This is a genomic window from Bartonella sp. W8151, from assembly GCF_016100385.1.
Classification (GTDB): domain Bacteria; phylum Pseudomonadota; class Alphaproteobacteria; order Rhizobiales; family Rhizobiaceae; genus Bartonella; species Bartonella apis.
The window spans coordinates 245,009-263,257 of the sequence record NZ_JACFSO010000004.1; the positions used below are offsets into that span (position 1 = coordinate 245,009).

15 protein-coding genes are annotated in these 18,249 nt (G+C 44.3%); 12 read left to right on the forward strand and 3 right to left on the reverse strand.

Annotated features, from left to right (window positions below):
• The 9 genes from H3V14_RS09025 (at position 1) to queF (ending at position 8,331) form a co-directional block, all read left to right on the forward strand.
• Complete coding sequence (locus tag H3V14_RS09025) at positions 1-963, forward strand: ABC transporter substrate-binding protein (protein WP_198212719.1); 963 nt, start codon at positions 1-3, stop codon at positions 961-963.
• Positions 964-1,070: 107 nt separating this feature from the next.
• Positions 1,071-1,880, forward strand: coding sequence for a TonB-dependent receptor (locus tag H3V14_RS09030; protein ID WP_246785153.1), 810 nt, complete (start codon positions 1,071-1,073; stop codon positions 1,878-1,880).
• Positions 1,861-2,121: a hypothetical protein gene (locus H3V14_RS09035; protein ID WP_198228095.1), complete on the forward strand. Its 261-nt coding sequence runs from the start codon at positions 1,861-1,863 to the stop codon at positions 2,119-2,121. The genes H3V14_RS09030 and H3V14_RS09035 overlap by 20 nt, the downstream gene beginning before the upstream one ends.
• Positions 2,122-3,177: 1,056 nt before the next feature.
• On the forward strand, positions 3,178-3,897 hold the full coding sequence (gene lexA, locus H3V14_RS09040; RefSeq protein WP_198228097.1) for a transcriptional repressor LexA: 720 nt from the start codon (positions 3,178-3,180) through the stop codon (positions 3,895-3,897).
• A gap of 308 nt (positions 3,898-4,205) precedes the next feature.
• Positions 4,206-5,519, forward strand: coding sequence for a 30S ribosomal protein S12 methylthiotransferase RimO (rimO, locus tag H3V14_RS09045; RefSeq protein ID WP_198228099.1), 1,314 nt, complete (start codon positions 4,206-4,208; stop codon positions 5,517-5,519).
• Between the two features lie 109 nt (positions 5,520-5,628).
• Positions 5,629-6,378, forward strand: a complete 750-nt coding sequence (locus tag H3V14_RS09050) for an arginyltransferase (RefSeq protein WP_075870663.1) — start codon at positions 5,629-5,631, stop codon at positions 6,376-6,378.
• A 32-nt stretch (positions 6,379-6,410) separates the two neighbouring features.
• Positions 6,411-7,034: a YrbL family protein gene (locus tag H3V14_RS09055; RefSeq protein ID WP_198228101.1), complete on the forward strand. Its 624-nt coding sequence runs from the start codon at positions 6,411-6,413 to the stop codon at positions 7,032-7,034.
• 81 nt (positions 7,035-7,115) lie between these two features.
• Positions 7,116-7,820, forward strand: coding sequence for a 7-cyano-7-deazaguanine synthase QueC (gene queC / locus H3V14_RS09060; RefSeq protein ID WP_198228109.1), 705 nt, complete (start codon positions 7,116-7,118; stop codon positions 7,818-7,820).
• A 40-nt stretch (positions 7,821-7,860) separates the two neighbouring features.
• On the forward strand, positions 7,861-8,331 hold the full coding sequence (gene queF / locus H3V14_RS09065) for a preQ(1) synthase (RefSeq protein WP_075870660.1): 471 nt from the start codon (positions 7,861-7,863) through the stop codon (positions 8,329-8,331).
• Positions 8,332-8,422: 91 nt separating this feature from the next.
• Here the strand turns inward: queF and parC are convergent, their stop codons facing one another.
• On the reverse strand, positions 8,423-10,672 hold the full coding sequence (parC, locus tag H3V14_RS09070) for a DNA topoisomerase IV subunit A (RefSeq protein ID WP_198228111.1): 2,250 nt from the start codon (positions 10,670-10,672) through the stop codon (positions 8,423-8,425).
• 131 nt (positions 10,673-10,803) lie between these two features.
• Here parC and H3V14_RS09075 point away from each other — a divergent pair, with 131 nt between their 5' ends.
• Positions 10,804-12,078 carry a hypothetical protein gene (locus tag H3V14_RS09075; protein WP_198228113.1) on the forward strand — a complete coding sequence of 425 codons (1,275 nt, stop codon included), beginning with the start codon at positions 10,804-10,806 and terminating at the stop codon, positions 12,076-12,078.
• Positions 12,079-12,135: 57 nt separating this feature from the next.
• Here the strand turns inward: H3V14_RS09075 and aspS are convergent, their stop codons facing one another.
• Complete coding sequence (gene aspS / locus H3V14_RS09080; protein WP_198228115.1) at positions 12,136-13,926, reverse strand: aspartate--tRNA ligase; 1,791 nt, start codon at positions 13,924-13,926, stop codon at positions 12,136-12,138.
• Positions 13,927-14,074: 148 nt separating this feature from the next.
• Between aspS and rnd the strand changes: the two genes are divergently transcribed.
• Together rnd and H3V14_RS09090 are read left to right on the forward strand one after the other, a co-directional pair.
• The gene (gene rnd, locus H3V14_RS09085) at positions 14,075-15,226 is read left to right on the forward strand and encodes a ribonuclease D (protein WP_075917109.1); all 1,152 of its coding nucleotides are present in this window, start codon (positions 14,075-14,077) and stop codon (positions 15,224-15,226) included.
• A 68-nt stretch (positions 15,227-15,294) separates the two neighbouring features.
• A complete protein-coding gene (locus H3V14_RS09090; RefSeq protein ID WP_179057534.1) occupies positions 15,295-16,263 on the forward strand; it encodes a 1-phosphofructokinase family hexose kinase in 969 nt (322 codons plus the stop codon).
• Between the two features lie 466 nt (positions 16,264-16,729).
• Here H3V14_RS09090 and ppx read toward each other — a convergent pair whose 3' ends face one another.
• Positions 16,730-18,244 (reverse strand): exopolyphosphatase, encoded by a 1,515-nt coding sequence (ppx, locus tag H3V14_RS09095; protein ID WP_198228117.1) that lies wholly within the window; start codon positions 18,242-18,244, stop codon positions 16,730-16,732.
• Positions 18,245-18,249: the final 5 nt, after the last annotated feature.

Here is an 18,249-nt window from a genome sequence, read left to right on the forward strand (position 1 = left end):
ATGCGTATCAAATATTCAGGTGCCTTAATTGTAATCCTTCTGTCAACAATTTTCACGGCGGCCGAAGCGCGGGAAGTCGTTGATACTATGGGGCGAAATGTTAATATTCCGGATCATCCCGAGAGGGTAGTTGTCATGAGTGAACCTGCCATCGCTGTTCCGATGATAGAGCTCGGTGTAACACCTGTCGGCAGTTTCGGTAGGGCAGATGACGGCACCTATCAAGTTGGCGCAGATTTTATTGATATCCTGTTCGGACCGAACCAGAAAAAACCTCAAGGCATAGGCAATAACCGTCAGGTCGATCTTGAAAAACTTTACTCAATGAAACCGGACCTCATTATAGGCACCGAGTTCGACGTTGATAAGGTCAAACAGCTTTCTTCAGTCGCTCCTGTTTATATGCAACATTATACAACCGGACATCTTGATAATTTTGCAATTGAAGAAAACCTTGCAAAACTTTTCGGCAAAGAAGACACATTTCAGAATTTGAAAGCAAAATACGTTGAAGACGTTCAGGAGACAAAAAAGCAACTTCCTGAAAATCTTGTAAACAAGACATATTTACCGGTTATCATTATGGACCAGATCAATATCGTGGGAGAGGGGATCGGTGTGTCTCAACCCCTTAACGATTTGGGGATGAAACCTTTTGAAGTTTCGAAAGATGCAACGCATTCGGATGGATCACCGAAAATTGTATTGCCGATAAGTGCTGAAACTTTCGGTTCTCTTAACCCTGATATCCTCGTGGTTATCATCAATTGGGGCGCCCCCGACAAAAGCGCTTCGGCAACACGAGAAGCTTTGAACAAGCTGGTGCCGGGGTGGGAAAATTACATGAAACCGGCCCGTGAAGGACGTGTCATTTATCTTGACGGTTCCAAGGTTTTTACACCCGGTTTTGTCAGTGCCCACTATACATTAAGCGAGGTAAGAAAGTGGGCCAAAACGCGATAAAATAATTTATTTCACCATGTAAAATAATTATTGACTCGAGATATAACATGAGTAATAAACTCATCTTTAATTTATTTCGCCAAAGAGGGTTTTATCCGATGTCAGTAATGTTATCGAAAACGAGGTTCCTTGTCTCGTCGGCTCATTGCCAGCTATTTTGCAGTTTTGTTTTTTTATCGTGCGCAATACCTTCTGCCTTTGCAGAGGAGGGTGAGAATACGAAAGAGACACAATCAACTGTATTGGAGAAAGTTGTCATCAGTGGCGAAAAATCCTTAAAATCACTGCAACACACGGCTAGTTCGGTGACTGCTATAAGTGGCGACCGTATTGAGGAAAGACCGGCGGTAACGACGTTGACCGATCTTTTGAAAGGTACGCCGAATGTTCTTTATACGAACGATAGTGATGCACCTATCATTCGCGGCGTGGATACCAAAGGGCCGCTGGTCAAAGGTAATGCTTATCTGGCTAATCCGATTCCGCGCGCGACCATCAGTGTCGATGGGCGTTATCTAAGTTCCGGAGAATTCGGGATAGGGGCCGCACCGATTTGGGATGTGGAGTCGGTCGAAGTTTTTCGCGGACCGCAAACAACAACACAGGGAGCAAACGCCATTGCCGGTGCAGTTGTTATCAAAACGAAAGATCCGACATTTACACCGGAAGCTGAAATACAATCACTTTATGGCACGAGAGCACAAAAACGCGGTTCTCTGATGGCTTCCGGCCCGATTACGCAGGAACTCGCAGGACGTGTTGCATTGGATTACAGTGGGCGCGACACGTTTATCAAATACACCAATCCGCAGTTTCTGGATTCGGATATGGATAACGATCCAAGAAATGTTAATGGTCGCGTAAAACTGCTATGGCAACCTTCTGAATTACCGGGTTTTGAAGGAAAACTTACCTAAACTTGCAACTGCTTACCAGCTTCCATTTATTCAAGCGCATTGGCTGGCATTCACTATTTCCTACCATACGCTATCTATTGCCGACAGCGTTTTACCTGATAACAAAGATGAAGACGACTTGACCCGTTATCGTTCAAGCTTGGGAATCCCGAACATCGACGATGAATATGCAGTCGGATTACATGCACTCATTATTGGCAGTCTTTCCATTCTCGACCGGATATCCGAAAAGAGCAGGTGACAGAGTTAAGATTGCGCTATCAGTTTTTGCAACTTGCCAAAGCAGATTAAGCCAAATTCATGTTTATTAAAGCTGCGGCAGATTGAGGTTGTGTGCCAAAAATAACGTATTCTAGTTCTGATTTTCAATTAATCATCAGACTTAAGGATAAGTTGAAAAATCGGTGCTTATGGCAGATACACAACAACCAGGCGGCGTTTCCCTACGACGCTTGCCATCAATATGTTTAACGAATCCGTTTTTGATAATTTTCAGGATGTGTTGCGGCTCTTAGAAAATTGTATTTTTCGTTAGGTACATTTGTGGCGAGTGGGTAAGCAGCACCTGTTGTTTATAACTCTGGCATGTCGATATCCATATAAGGAAGCGTATCATCGTTAATTGCATAAGATATATTATGGAACTTTTTATTATTATGGCGAGGTTGAGCAGGCGATTTATGCTCTCACACCAAAATCGCAGTATATTGGCCAATGCCGCAATGTTGTGTATTGGTTTTCAATCAAACTGAAAAGCTCGCACTTTTGATAATCTCATTTTTAAAATCTGGCCTAACCTGCGACCTGATTCAGCAATAGCTTTATTGCGCAATGAAAATTGATTTTGCGTCGCAGTTTTCTAAAGTCGCCTACAATAATAGTTCGGACTCGGCCTATATAACGTCGCTTCCGGTTGAAATTGAACCTGAATTGAATTGTTCATTGCATCTTCTGGTGGGCTTTGCGCAGAAAATCGAACAAAAGACAAACAGTCTTACCAATAAACGATAGTTTCTAGCGTTCTCAAAAAACCAAGGATTAAGGTTCGAAGAACGGTTTCAAGTTATATTCGTCTGTCAATTTTATTTGGATGGTGATTTACTGAACATAAGTATTCCGACGTTGAAGAAATTATGTTGATGTTTCATTTTTGTTTCAAAACTCTAATACAAAAAGCTCCTGTCTCGACGAAAAACTCCAAGCTCCAAAAAACAATTTAGCTTGTGGAACAATAACGGAACATATAGTGTACGTTCTGGTTTTGTTTTCATGTTGATTCGTATCACGGGAGAATTTTATGCTAACCCGCAAGCAGTATGAATTGCTTCTTTTCATTCACAACCGGCTTAAAGAAACCGGTATTCCGCCTTCTTACGACGAGATGAAAGAAGCACTCGATCTTGCGTCAAAGTCCGGCATCCACAGGCTGATAACGGCTCTGGAAGAACGTGGCTTTATTCGTCGGCTTCCTAATCGTGCGCGGGCATTAGAAGTGCTGAAGCTTCCAGAAACAATGAATCCTTCTGCGAACACGGTGCGGAAATTTTCTCCTAATGTTATTGAAGGTTCCAAGAGCAGACCGATAAAAAATGTCATTCCCGTTGACTTGTCTAGTGGTGAAGCCGGTCAGGCTGCAAATGTAAATGTTCCGGTTATGGGCAGGATTGCAGCAGGCGTTCCTATTTCAGCGATTCAGAACCAGACAACTATGTTGTCCCTACCCTCGGATATGGTCGGAAGTGGTGAACATTACGCACTTGAGGTCAAAGGCGATTCAATGATTAATGCCGGCATTTTTGACGGCGATACCGTCATCATCAAACGCGGTGATACAGCAAATCCCGGCGAAATTATCGTTGCACTTGTTGATGACGAGGAAGCAACGTTGAAACGTTATCGGCGCAAAGGCGCTTCTATTGCTCTCGAAGCCGCCAATCCGGCCTATGAAACAAGAATATTCGGCCCAAATCGGATAAAAATACAAGGAAAATTGGTCGGCTTGATCCGCCGCTATTAAATTTAGCTGGCGACTGTTTTTCCTGATTTAGGTGCATCTAGTGAACAGAGTTCCCGGAACTGCATCGGGATGCTCATGGCAATCTTTCGTTTCTAAAGCCAACTTGTTTTTCATTTATCCGGAATAAAACATAGATGTTTCAGGACTTTTATTATTAGATGATGAGAATAAAAGTGACATCAAAAATAATAATGATCGCGCCACTACAATGGTATGATTTTTTGCAAAACAGCCTTGTATTTTCATTAAAATAGATTAGGTCAACAGCCGAACGTTTTTTAAAAAATTGCATATCTGCAGGAAATAATATGTCAGCCCCTCGTGTTAGTTTCGTATCTTTAGGTTGCCCCAAGGCGCTCGTTGATTCTGAACGCATCATTACAAAATTACGTTCGGAAGGTTATGAAATCGCACCCAAGCACGATGGTGCCGATCTTGTTATCGTGAATACATGCGCTTTTATTGATTCCGCACGGGATGAATCGCTTGCCAATATCGGCGACGCGTTAAAGAAAAACGGCAAAGTCATTGTAACTGGTTGTCTTGGTGCAGAACCCGAAGTCGTAACAAAAACCTACCCCAACGTTTTGGCTGTAACGGGGCCACAGGCTTATGAAAACGTTATGGATGCTGTCCATAAAGTAGCGCCGCCGGTTCATGATCCCTTTGTTGATCTTGTTCCGCCACAAGGTATACGTTTGACGCCGCGGCATTATGCTTATTTGAAGATTTCAGAAGGCTGTTCAAACCACTGCAGTTTTTGCATCATCCCGCAATTGCGGGGAAATCTGGTCTCGCGTCCGGCTTCCGATGTCTTACGAGAAGCCGAAAGGTTGGTGAAAGCAGGGGTCAAAGAGCTTTTAGTAATATCTCAGGATACCAGTGCTTACGGGCTTGATCTCAAATATAGTGAAAGTCAATGGAAAGACCATTCGGTGCGTGCCCGCTTTTATGATCTGGCAAAAGAATTGGGCGATATGGGCGTATGGGTGCGCATGCATTACGTATATCCCTACCCTCATGTAGATGACGTAATCGAGCTGATGGCTGAAGGAAAAATTCTGCCCTATCTGGATATTCCATTTCAACATGCGTCTCCAACGGTACTCCGCAATATGAAGCGTCCGGCACATTTGGAGAAGATCAATCAACGCATTGAAAAATGGCGTTCTATCTGTCCGGATATCGCTTTGCGATCAACATTCATTGTTGGATTTCCGGGTGAAACGGAAGACGATTTCCAAATGCTTCTTGATTGGATGAGCGAAGTCAAAATAGACCGGGCAGGATGTTTCAAATATGAACCCGTTAAAGGTGCGACCGCAAATGATATGGGGTTGGAAGTGGTTCCCGATGACGTTAAAGAAAGTCGTTGGAACCGTTTTATGGCGCATCAAAAATCCATTTCCTCCAGACTTTTAAAGAAAAAAGTCGGTAAACGTCTGCAGGTGCTTGTCGATCAAGCCAATGGTCATACCGGCATTGGACGCACAAGATACGATGCACCGGAGGTTGATGGCGTTGTGCATTTGTCCTCACGCAGACCAATTCGGGTTGGTGAGCTCGTTACTGTGAAGATTGAGCAATCTGATGATTACGACCTTTATGGCATAATCGTCTAAAGTATTAGTTGCAGTTTTACTATTGTACCCTTGAAGGTTTAGCTTCTGCGCTATAGTTGTAATACTATGAGTTTTTTTGTTTCATGGTATTATTACAAATGCGCGAAATATGACAAACAGTAACGACGATGAACCGCAATTTTTTCTGACTGCTCCGGCTCCCTGCCCTTATCTTGCCGAGCGTTGGGAAAGAAAAGTGTTTACCTATCTTACTGGTCAATCTGCAAACAGCAAGAATAGTGTTTTGACACAATTAGGTTTTCGACGGTCCCAAAACATAGGTTATCGTCCTGTTTGCGACGGCTGTAACGCGTGTATATCGGTCCGCATTGTTGTTGACGATTTTACCCCCGACCGCACGATGAAGCGTATCATCAAGAAAAATTCCGGCCTCTCTTGCGAAGTTTGTCCACCAAGAGTGACAAATGAACAATACGCACTTTTTAAACGATATCTGGATGCGCGTCATTCTGGTGCCGGAATGAGCGATATGAAATTTGATGATTATAAGACGATGGTGGAAGAAACAGTTGTCGACACATCCCTTGTCGAATATCGCAGAACACCATTGGACAAGAGTTCTTGCGAAGATAATAAATCACCTCTGATAGCGGCCGCGCTCACGGACAAAGTGGATGACGGTCTGTCAATGGTTTATTCATTCTATTCCCCTGATGAAAGTCATGCCTCGCTTGGTGTTTTTATGATTTTGGATCACATCCGGCAGGCTCGCCAGTTGGGGCTCCCTTACGTCTATCTTGGTTATTGGGTTAAGGGGTGCAGAAAAATGAACTATAAATCGCGTTATAGCCCCCAAGAACATTTGACATCTCGCGGCTGGAAGTTAACAAAAGAGTAGGAGCAAAAAGTTAATCCTGCGAGGAAATCCATATGCTGAACGAGATGATTGAACTGAAGGGGCGTGAACCGCAATTCAAGGGGAATGCACGTTTAGTCTTCATTCATCCTGATAACCCTGATTTGTTGGTGAAGGTTCTTCGACCGGAATGGATAGACAAAACAAAGCAGGTACCGGAATGGAAAAAACGGTTCAAGCCTTTGGGTGCTAACTCTGTCAACATGCATGAATTGTTTGAAATTGTGCGCGTTAATCCCCATGCGGAAAGCATCCAACCGCATATGTTTACCGTCGTTGCTCTCCAGCAAACCGATCTTGGTTGGGGACTGGTTGTTAAAGCGGAAAAGGACAAGAACAACAACTACGCTAAACCGCTTGCAGCTTTTGCTAAAAATATGGACGAAATTCGCACAGCTTTAGATGAATTCGAGAATTGGGTGAAAGAAACCAATGTCGTTCTATATGACCTCAATCCTTGGAATTTGGTTCTTGCTTATCGCGGCGAAAAAGAAGAGGTCGTTATCATAGACGGTATATCGGAAAAATCGGCGTTAAAGGTCAGGACCTACTTTCCTTCGGTCAATAAGAAGAAAAATCTTAAAGTTTATGCGCGTTTTGAACGTTTTATGGATAGAATAAAAAAGGGAAAAAACTGATGGGCTTTACAGTCATCAGGGCCTTTGGTAGCAAGGGCATACCGGTCGCAGCCCACCCGGTTTTTTAAAACAAGGGATAAAATGAAAACCTATCTTATCTGTTCAGGCGGACTGGATTCCGTCACACTTGCCTATCGCCTTGCCCACGAACAAAGCCTCAAAGGAATAATCTCCTTTGATTATGGCCAGCGTCATAAAAAAGAGCTCGTTTTTGCTCAAAAATGTGCTTCAAAGCTTGGGGTCGACTATTATCCGATCGATATATCCGCAATTGGAAAAAATCTTTCGGGATCTTCGCTTACCGGTAATATTGCTGTTCCTGACGGCTATTATTCCGAAGACAACATGAAATCGACTGTTGTTCCCAATCGCAATGCGATCTTTCTATCAATAGCCTTCGCTATTGCAGCAGCAAAACATGGCGATAGCGTCGCTATTGCTGTGCATGGCGGCGACCATTTTATTTACGCCGATTGCCGTGCAGATTTTATTGATACATTCAACAAGATGGAACAATTATCCCTGGAAGGACAATGTAAGCTTTTAACGCCTTATCTTGATCAGGATAAATCGAAAATTGTAAAAGATGGTATGAAATACAATGTTCCTTTTGGAGATACTTGGTCATGCTACAAAGGAGGCGAACACCATTGCGGCCGCTGCGGAACATGCGTTGAACGCCGGGAGGCTTTTGCAATAGCGGGTGTAGAAGACCCCACAATATACGACGACAATTCATTTTGGATCGAGGCGGTCAATCGTAACAAAGGAAAAAAGCTCGGGTAGCATTCCCTACAAAATCAACATTTTTTCAAGGTTCAATTCAATGGCATCCGATCATTCAATTTATGAAAATTTAAAGCAATTGGGAAAAAAGACTCCTTTTCCGGAATCCCCCGAGAAAGCGGTGCTTGAGCGTGTTCCTAACCCGCAGGCAGATGTAAAATATTGTGTCCGCTTTACAGCGCCGGAGTTCACATCATTGTGCCCAATCACGAGCCAGCCAGATTTTGCTTATCTGATGATTGACTATGTGCCGGATAAATGGCTGGTTGAGAGCAAGTCTCTTAAACTTTATCTGGGATCCTTCCGCAATCATGGTGCTTTTCACGAAGATTGTACGGTCACCATTGCACGTCGGCTTGTTGAACTTTTGTCACCTCATTGGTTGCGCATCGGTGGGTATTGGTATCCGCGAGGAGGTATCCCTATTGATGTCTTCTGGCAAACAGGAAAAATGCCTGATGACGTATGGATTCCCGACCAGAATGTTTCCAATTATCGCGGACGCGGCTGATAAAACACTTTAAAAAATTTTTCTAACACACCGGAACATATCGTTTTTCTATCACTTCATACCGGATCGGACGCTTGGAATAATATCCGGATTACCCCGAAAATTTGCCGGATCTCGGAAAGCCCTTTGGTACCATCCGCCCTGCTCCGGCGCGTGTTCCTTGCCATTCAATCAATTCTGATGCGCTACGGCTATATGTTCGATCAGCCGTATCATGCCAAGTGAGTCCTTCTTCCAATTTAAAGGTAACCGCATCGCTCACTCCACCATCCTTGTAGCGTTGCAAACGAACTCCCTTGCCACGTGTCATTTCCGATATCTGTTCGAGAGGGAAGATAAGCATTTTTCTATTCTCGCCAACTATGGCGAGATGATCTCCTTCAACCGGCAGGCATATTTTTGCTTCGTCGGGCAATTTTACATTCATCACCTGCTTGCCCTTGCGCGTCGTTCCAATGACATCGTTCTCAGAGACGATAAAACCGTTCGCGTGGTAAGAAATAAGCAATAACTTTCGATCCGGCACATGAACAAATGCCGTCAAAATATCTTCGTCATTACCCATATCGACCAAAATACGGATCGGTTCACCATGTCCCCTCCCACCTGGTAATGAATTGGCGGCTATGGTAAAAAATTTCCCACCAGTGGTCAGGACAATGATTTTATCCGTTGTCATCGCAGGAAATGCGATTTTTAACCTGTCATCTTCCTTGAATGTAAGGGTGGAATAATCTGTCAGATGCCCCTTTAATGCTCTTAGCCAGCCTTTTTCGGAAATAACAATCGTTACCGGCTCTTTCTCGATCATTGCCTGTTCTATATCTTTAATGTCATGATCGGGAGCATCCTCGAATGTGGTGCGCCGTTTACCTAAAGGTGTGTCAGGACCAAAGATTTTTTTGACCTTGGCAATTTCGCCGGCTATCGCTTTCCATTGCTTTGTATTCGATTGCAAAAGAGCATCAAGCTCGGCTTCTTCGGCTTTCAACGCGTCAAATTCTTTTCGGATTTCCATTTCTTCAAGCCGACGTAACGAGCGCAATCTCATATTGAGGATTGCTTCGGCCTGATTTTCCGTCAGTGAGAAGCTTGTCATCAATTGGTTCTTCGGTTCATCCTCTTCCCGAATAATCCGGATAACTTCATCCAGATTGAGATATGCGATGAGATACCCCTCTAAAATCTCGAGACGGCGTGTTATTTCCCCGAGTCGATATTTTGAACGGCGTACGAGAACGTCTTTGCGATGATCCAGCCATTGCTGTAATGCCTGCCCCAAAGAGAGGACATTTGGAATTTTCCCGAGAGTTAGAACATTCAGATTGAGTGGCACGCGCACTTCGAAATCTGTCAACTTGAAGATCGATTCCATCAACAATTCCGGGTCGACAGTTCTTGTTTTCGGCTCCAAAACAATGCGGATATCTTTTGTCGATTCGTCACGTATGTCATCGAGCATTGGTAGGCGACGGGCAAGCAACAGCTCTGCAGTCTTTTCGATAAGCCGCGATTTTTGTACCTGATACGGAATTTCGGTAACAACGATAGAATAAGTGCCGCGGCTCCCCTCTTCCTTGTGCCAGCGCGCCCGCAAGCGAAATGTACCCCGTCCGGTCCGGTAAGATTCACGAATGCTTTCAGCTGGTTCGACGAGAATTCCTCCCGTAGGAAAATCGGGACCCCGTACATATTTGACGAGATCATCGTTTGTCGCATCGGGATGCGCAATCAAATATGTCGCAGCGTCGCAAAGCTCGGCAACATTATGGGGTGGAATGGACGTGGCCATTCCGACAGCTATGCCCGATGAACCGTTAGCAAGAAGATTTGGAAAAGCGGATGGTAATACGACCGGTTCCTCATCCTCTTCATTATAAGTAGGACGAAAATCCACTGCATTTTCGTTTATACCATCAAGCAGCAACGTTGCGACCGCTGTCATGCGCGCTTCTGTGTAACGCATTGCAGCCGCATTATCGCCGTCGATATTTCCGAAATTACCCTGCCCGTCTACTAGAGGATAGCGAACTGCAAAATCCTGAGCCAAGCGCACAAGTGCGTCATAAATAGACGAATCACCATGTGGGTGGAACTTGCCCATGACATCGCCGACAATACGCGCGCATTTTGCATAAGCTTGATCCGGATTGAGCTTCAACAATCGCATTGCATGAAGGATGCGCCGATGCACCGGTTTTAATCCATCACGAACGTCGGGGAGCGCACGATCCATAATCGTCGACAGCGCATAAGCCAAGTAGCGCTCTTGCAAAGCAGAACGCAGTTCTATCGGCTCAACATGATCTTTTTCGGATAATCGAATCACTTTACTTGGCATGATTATCGAATAGCAATTCGTTGAATCTACCGCAAGTCATGGACCTGTTTTCGCTTTTATTTAACTGTGATAGCAATTAAACTCAGACAGGACTAATCCTCAAGGCGTCCGACGAGAGAAGGTATCTTCCAATGAGACAATTCAAAAGAGCATTAATACTTACAACTTGCACTTTTTTTGCTGCAACAACGGTTCACCTAAACTCGTGGGCAGTTGATCCGAATGCATTCAATTCTCGTTTACAAGACCGTATAAAAACCACCGAATTTGCAATTTCTGCCTCTCGTAGTGAAGCTGACGGCAATGACATTGTGTTGCGAGATGTAACGATAAAAATTCAAGGCTTGGGCAGCACCGGAAAGCGGGCAAAACAGTCTTCTTCAGATGAACCATCTCAAGAACAGGAGGACGGTAATAAGCCTGACGAAACGTTGGTTTTTGACAAAATTGACAACCTTCGTTTTAAAAATGTAACGGAAGGTCAGGATGGCACTTATTTTGCGGAAAAAGTTTCCATCCCTCTGCTTAAAAGCACGAATTCAGGTGTTACGACGAATTTTCAAGACATCTCTATCGATAAAATCAGGCTTGCACCGAATAAAGATGCTAACCCCCTATTTGTTCATTTTCCCTATGAGAGTGCAACAATAGATCGGGTTTATTTGACGGGCGTTGACCAGACATTCTTCAATGCTGAAGATCTAAAGATGGTGTATCTTTTAAAAGCCGGCACAAAAAGCGTAGACATCACAGGCAGCATAAAATCTGTCAGTTACGAGCCAAATAAGACCGGCATTCCTGCGGCGTCGAAATGGCTAACCGATATTGGCTATGACAAACTGTCCGGTTCTTTGAATTTTCATGCCAACTGGGATATCGAAAGCGGTAAATATGTTGGCGACCGCAACGAGATTACCATTGATAACGGCGGAAAACTCGCGATCAGCACAAATGTCGATGGACTTACGGAAGATTTAGTCAATAATCTCGGCGTTTTGAAGCAATTGAATGGCTCGAACAACACTGACGAGACGACAGCCGAAATGTTGAGTGTTTTGGGAATTGTCCAACAGTTAAAATTTGGCGATGTTTCTATACGTTATGATGATAATTCCCTGACCAATAGAATCCTCGACTATTATGCAAAACAAAATGGTGTAACGCGCGAAGACTTTATAACCCAACTCAAGGCTACGCTGCCGCTGATCGGCGCTAAAATTGAGGATCCGGAATTCGTCAAAAACACCTCTGAACAAATAGGAAATTTCCTCGATAATCCAAAATCGCTAACCGTTAGTGCAACACCGGGAAAAACAATTCCTATAACTGTGCTTTATGCCACAGGAAGCATTTCTGCCACAAAATTGATCGACTTGTTAAAAGTCAAAGTGGAAGCAAATAAATAATAACGCTCGTTATGAAAAACCCGGCTGTAGCCGGGTTTTTTGTTTATCTGCTTTTATTCAATTGTTCTTTTTTAACGGTGCAATACGAAGTGATAGTTCGCTTAGTTGTGCTGCAGTCACTTCCGATGGGGCTCCCATCAGAAGATCAAGAGCCTGTTGATTCATCGGGAAAAGCGAAATTTCGCGCAGGTTCTTCACACCAAGAAGCAACATGACCATACGATCAATCCCGCAAGCCATGCCACCGTGCGGCGGTGCGCCATAGTGGAAAGCCCGATAGAGTGCACCAAAACGCTCTTCAACAGTTTCTTTCGACAAACCGGCAATCTCGAAAGCCCGTACCATAGTCTCGGGTGAATGGTTACGGATGCCGCCTGATCCAAGCTCGAAACCGTTGCAGACGACATCATATTGATAAGCTTTGATATTTAACGGCTCTTCACTATCCAAAGCTTTTTTGCCACCCTGAGGCATAGAGAAAGGATTATGAGAAAATTCGATGTGCTTTTCATCCTCGTTCCATTCAAAAAACGGGAAGTCAACAATCCAGGCCAGCGAAAATTGATCGCGGTCGACAAGATTAAGTTCTTCGCCTGCCCGTGTCCTCGCGGCTCCTGCAAAAAGTGCAAATTTACGCGGGTCGCCAGCTACGAAGAAACAGGCGTCACCATCAGCAAGTTTTAGTTGGTTGCGTAGTGCTTCGGTGCGCTCGGGTCCGATATTTTTTGAAATCGGGCCAGCTCCTTGAATTTTGTCACCCTCTTTACGCCAAAAGATATAACCCAGTCCCGGTTGGCCTTCGCCTTGGGCCCATGAATTCATACGGTCGCAAAACGCACGACTACCACCGTTTTTGACAGGTATACCCCAGACTTCTGCTTTGGCATCACTCTCCAATATATTTGCGAATACCTTGAATCCTGAACCGCGGAAATGGTCGCTTACCTCTTCCATGACAATGGGATTGCGTAAGTCCGGTTTATCCGAACCGTATTTTCTCATTGCTTCGTTATATGGAATACGCGGAAATTTTTGTGTTACCGGTTTACCATTGGAAAACTCTTCGAAAATACCACGGATGATCGGTTCCATAATTTGCAAGATGTCTTCCTGCTCGACGAAGCTCATTTCCATATCGAGTTGATAGAATTCCCCCGGAAGCCGGTCGGCACGAGGATCTTCATCGCGAAAACATGGGGCAATCTGAAAATAACGATCGAAACCCGACATCATCAAAAGCTGTTTATATTGCTGAGGCGCTTGCGGCAAAGCGTAGAACTTTCCTGGATGGATGCGACTCGGCACCAAAAAGTCTCGCGCACCTTCCGGTGATGAAGCTGTCAGAATTGGCGTCGAAAACTCGGTGAATGCGGCTTCTTGCATACGACGGCGGATAGCCGCAATAATCTTCGTTCTTTGCAAAATATTTTTGTGCAAAGTTTCGCGGCGCAAATCCAGAAAACGATATTTCAAGCGAATATCTTCAGGGTAATCGGGCTCGCCAAAAACAGGCAAAGGCAACTCATCGGATTTCGATAGAATTTCGATTTCGTTGGCGAATACCTCGACTTCTCCAGTCGGAAGATTGGTATTGATCGTGTCATCGGAACGTGCCCGGACTTCACCATCAACCCGCAAAACCCATTCACTTCTCACCATTTCGGCAATTTTGAAGGCCGGCGAATCCGGGTCGGCGACGATTTGTGTTATGCCGTAATTATCACGCAAATCGATGAACAATATTCCACCATGGTCACGGACGCGATTAACCCATCCGGAGAGCCGAACTTTTGATTTAACATCGCTCTTACGAAGAGCGGCACAGTTATGACTGCGATAACGATGCATAGTCTTGCCTTTTTGTTTCATGCATTCTGAAATAATCAACTTGTGGGCAAAAGCGCATTTTGCCGCACATTTGTCAAGCTATGGAAGGATTGTGTATGAAAAAATATAGCAAAAGACAAATCATATATATTAAGTTATAGCCTTGGATATGAAAGTTATTACCACTACCTCTGTTCTCGAAGACGTTATTTCAACGCTTGTTAAATCGGATTTCGTAACGGTTGATACCGAATTTATGCGTGAATCAACTTACTGGCCACAGCTATGCCTGATTCAGTTGGCTTCACCTGATATCGCCGTAGTCGTTGACCCGCTTTCCAACGATATCGATTTAACTTCGTTGTTCGAATTGATGAAAAATGAAAACGTCGTCAAAGTTTTCCATGCTGCAAGACAAGACGTCGAAATCATATATAAACTCGGAAAAGTTATTCCTGTGCCGTTGTTTGACACCCAAGTTGCCGGTTCTGTTTGCGGTTTTGGTGAAAGCGTTTCTTATGAACAAATTGTGGAACGCATTACGGGTGAGCATATTGATAAATCCTCCCGTTATACCGATTGGAGCCGCCGGCCACTTAACGACAAACAATTGTCATATGCATTGGCTGATGTAACCCACTTACGGGATGTTTATAAATATCTTAAGAAACAACTTGAGAAAAACGGTAGAACCCATTGGATTGATGACGAGATGTCAGTTCTCACATCACCAAAAACCTACATTATGCCCAATGACGAAGCCTGGAAAAGGATCAAAGGACGTATTCGTAAGCCACGCGAACTCGCAGTTCTTCAACAGATAGCAGCTTGGCGAGAACAGGAAGCAAAGAATCGCAATGTTCCACGCGGGCGCGTTCTGAAGGATGAATGCCTTATCGAAATTGCAACTCAACAACCGAAGAATGAAATGGCGCTTGCGCGATTGCGCAGTATCCCCAAAGGTTGGGAGCGTTCCAGCAGCGCTAGTGAATTGTTGAACGCGGTGCAGGTAGGTCTTTCAGTGGATACAAACAATTTACCACCGATACATAAACATGTAGCGCTCGCTAACGGAACCGCAGCAGCAATCGAACTCTTACGTGTTCTTTTGAAACTTGTTGCCGATGAAGAAAATATTGCACCCCGTATTATAGCAAATAACGATGATCTGGAAAAAATTGCGAAGCAGGAAAATTTGGTCGCCCTTCCGGCAATGGAAGGATGGCGGTATGATATATTTGGGAAGAAAGCTCAAAAGATGTTGGATGGCCATTTGGGGTTTTACTTTCAGAACGGTAAGATATTGACAAAAGAAATCTAGCCATAAAGAAATAATCAACTTAACCTGTCTATATTTTTAAAACATATACGCTTTATATGCAGAGGCAGATGATGGAAAAAGTCCTTACAGTAACATTCAATCCCACTGTTGATGCAGCCAGTGAAGCAGAGGTTGTGCGTCCAACCCACAAAATTAGAACATCTGATGAAAGCTTTCATCCTGGTGGTGGCGGCATCAACGTTGCCCGCGTTATTCATCGCCTTGGTGGAGATGTTAAAGCGCTTTACGCGAGCGGCGGTATTATGGGTAATGTTCTAAATCATCTTATGGATGATCGCGGCATTCAGTGCATTAAAATTGCTATTTCCGGCAACACCCGCGTCAATAACGTTATTCACGAAAGAGCTTCCGGCATGGAATATCGCTTCATCGCCGAAGGGCCGATCATGCAAGAGACGGAATGGAAAGCCGTCGTCAAAGAAACTGAAAAACTCGAGTGGGATTGGATTGTTGTAAGCGGCAGCCTTCCACGAAACGTTCCAATCGATGTATACGATTTATTGATCAACATTGCAAAAAAGCGAAATGCACGTATCGTCATTGACACGTCGGGTGATGCCCTCAAGCACGTCCTTGATAAAGGCGGTTTGACACTGGTAAAGCCAAGTCAGGGTGAATTTGAGGCCGTTACCGGAAAAACATACAATCTGACTGACGATATTGCCAAAGCTGCACAAGAATATTGCATCAAAGGTGCGTCTGAAATCATTACCGTTACGCTAGGACATCAGGGGGCAGTTTTGGCTACCAAGGATAAGACACTTTATCTTCCCTCCCCCCATGTGCGTGTTATCAGTGCGTCCGGTGCGGGCGACAGCTTTGTAGCTGGTATGGTTCATGGCTTGGCTTCCGGATGGGAAGCTGAAGATGCTTTCCGATTGGCAACCGCCTGTGGAACAGCAGCCGTAGCTGAAAAAGGCAATGGTCTTTGTCAATTGCCGAATATCAAGCGGCTCTATAATTATCTCGCTCGCAAAGGTAAAAATATCAGTTCTGCATCACTATCAGACGATTAGGGGGAAATTCGAGCGGATACCTTTCAACCACGTGACCAATGCCAAGCGACACGCTGCTATTATTTTTAATAATTAATAATTGTCTTGTTCACCAGTCCAGCTTTGGCTCGGAGAAGTTCGGTAAGAATTAACCGATTTCAAGTTATCTATAACTATTATTTATAAAAAACAAATTGTAGATCACAGCCACATTTTAAAAAATATAAATTCCAAAATTAATTACTATAAATATTTATTAACTTTATTTTTATTTTAGTATCTGGATAATATTTATAATACCAATAATCTAAATAATTATTATATAAGTTTTTCTTATAGAGGGGACTTTCGAATAAAAACATTTGCGTAAACCGCTTATCTAAACGGAATTTCCCGAAATATTCCTCTCCCCCTGCAACAATAATCAATTTGTCCAGAAAAATGAACCTATCATTTGCAATCGGGATTAAACAGCTAACAGTTATTATCAAACGACAAGATAGCTCAAATCTTTATTTGTGGCTTTTCCAAGTTGTTGCAAACGTCCTATCGGCCGCTCGGCAATAAGATCAGCGTGGCGTGCAGGTACAGTCAAAACTATTTTCTTATCCTGAGTTTTCCATTTCAAATCGGGCAGGATACCAGCAGTGGACGCAGAAAAAAGATTTGCAACCCGCATAAGACCACCTAAAAAGCGCGCCCGTTCGATAGTTTCTTTGTCAGCCAATTTTATGATTTCCGGTGCATCATCGTCTACAAAGAGTCCCTCGTTACGGTAGAACACTGATAATGCTACGTAAACGCGCCCTTCATGTGATATTCCAGGATAAGGTCCGAACGCTACCTGATTAGCAGATTGATCACCGCGATAATCGGGGTGGAAACGCCAGCCGATGTCGGCAAGCAAACAGGCTGCCTCGCGATACCGCCTCTGCTCTTCCGTTTCCTGAATGCCGAAGGTGTCAAAAGCATTTTTTGTAAAACCGATCAGGTCATAAGCCTGTGCCGGAGAGCGGGCACGCAATGTTGCCATTTCTTGACATGCTGCAATCAGGGGATCTTCATCACGCAATTTCGGTGTTAGTTCAGAAAACAAAAAACCTTCACGCACTCCGGCGCCGGAAAATATGATTTTCTTCGGCGTCAAGCATCGCAATACTTCTATCATAACAGTTGCGCCGTAAGAGAGAAGCTGACGACGATTTTTGGAGATGGCTGAAATAGTTTTAAGCTGTTCAACCTCGCCTTTGGTGATACGGTGAAGAAAGGATTCCATATCCGGGCCCTTCACTTCATATCCGTGCATCACGGGGAGAGGATAGTGCTTGAATGCTATATGGAGTTTTGCAATGTTGCGCCACGTACCACCAACAGCGTAAAAGTTTCTACCCTTGTTTTTACTCAGAATTTCGCTGTTTTTAAGATATTTCCGAGCGATTTTCGTGGCTTCTGAAAGGTTGTTATCAGACATATCCTGAAGGCGTAAACCGCCAAGCGGCAGAGTAATGCCATCATTACCAACAGTCGTTTCGTGGATGTCAACCAATTCGAGACTGCCACCTCCGAGGTCGCCCGCCACCCCATCGGGGTGATGAAAGGTCGAGATAATCCCGTAAGCCGAATATGTGGCTTCTTCTTTACCGGTTAAAACCCTCACCTCGTTCTTAAGGATTTTTTCAGCTTCATCAATGAAGGCAGGACCATTTTTTGCTTCGCGCGATGCGGCCGTTGCTAATGTATGAACCGCCGAAACGCCGATTTGATCACAAATTGCATGAAACCGACGCAACGTCCTTAATGCCATGTCAACCGACTCGTTTTCAAGGCAGCCCGTTTTTGCTACGCCTTTGCCAAGGCCGCAAAGTATCTTCTCGTTAAATAGCACAGTGGGCGAACGAACCAATCCCTCATAGACAACCAAACGAACCGAATTTGAGCCGATGTCGATAACAGCAACCGGTTTTCTGCCCTTCAAGCGGCCTTGAGCCAAAGAGTTATCCATTTATG

Excerpts from the sequence above, each read along its gene's own strand:
- H3V14_RS09025 (WP_198212719.1), top strand. The coding sequence starts at position 1 with ATGCGTATCAAATATTCAGGTGCCTTAATTGTAATCCTTCTGTCAACA.
- H3V14_RS09030 (WP_246785153.1), top strand. The coding sequence starts at position 1,071 with ATGTTATCGAAAACGAGGTTCCTTGTCTCGTCGGCTCATTGCCAGCTA.
- lexA (WP_198228097.1), top strand. The coding sequence starts at position 3,178 with ATGCTAACCCGCAAGCAGTATGAATTGCTTCTTTTCATTCACAACCGG.
- rimO (WP_198228099.1), top strand. The coding sequence starts at position 4,206 with ATGTCAGCCCCTCGTGTTAGTTTCGTATCTTTAGGTTGCCCCAAGGCG.
- H3V14_RS09050 (WP_075870663.1), top strand. The coding sequence starts at position 5,629 with ATGACAAACAGTAACGACGATGAACCGCAATTTTTTCTGACTGCTCCG.
- H3V14_RS09055 (WP_198228101.1), top strand. The coding sequence starts at position 6,411 with ATGCTGAACGAGATGATTGAACTGAAGGGGCGTGAACCGCAATTCAAG.
- queC (WP_198228109.1), top strand. The coding sequence starts at position 7,116 with ATGAAAACCTATCTTATCTGTTCAGGCGGACTGGATTCCGTCACACTT.
- queF (WP_075870660.1), top strand. The coding sequence starts at position 7,861 with ATGGCATCCGATCATTCAATTTATGAAAATTTAAAGCAATTGGGAAAA.
- parC (WP_198228111.1), bottom strand. The coding sequence starts at position 10,672 with ATGCCAAGTAAAGTGATTCGATTATCCGAAAAAGATCATGTTGAGCCG.
- H3V14_RS09075 (WP_198228113.1), top strand. The coding sequence starts at position 10,804 with ATGAGACAATTCAAAAGAGCATTAATACTTACAACTTGCACTTTTTTT.
- aspS (WP_198228115.1), bottom strand. The coding sequence starts at position 13,926 with ATGCATCGTTATCGCAGTCATAACTGTGCCGCTCTTCGTAAGAGCGAT.
- rnd (WP_075917109.1), top strand. The coding sequence starts at position 14,075 with ATGAAAGTTATTACCACTACCTCTGTTCTCGAAGACGTTATTTCAACG.
- H3V14_RS09090 (WP_179057534.1), top strand. The coding sequence starts at position 15,295 with ATGATGGAAAAAGTCCTTACAGTAACATTCAATCCCACTGTTGATGCA.
- ppx (WP_198228117.1), bottom strand. The coding sequence starts at position 18,244 with ATGGATAACTCTTTGGCTCAAGGCCGCTTGAAGGGCAGAAAACCGGTT.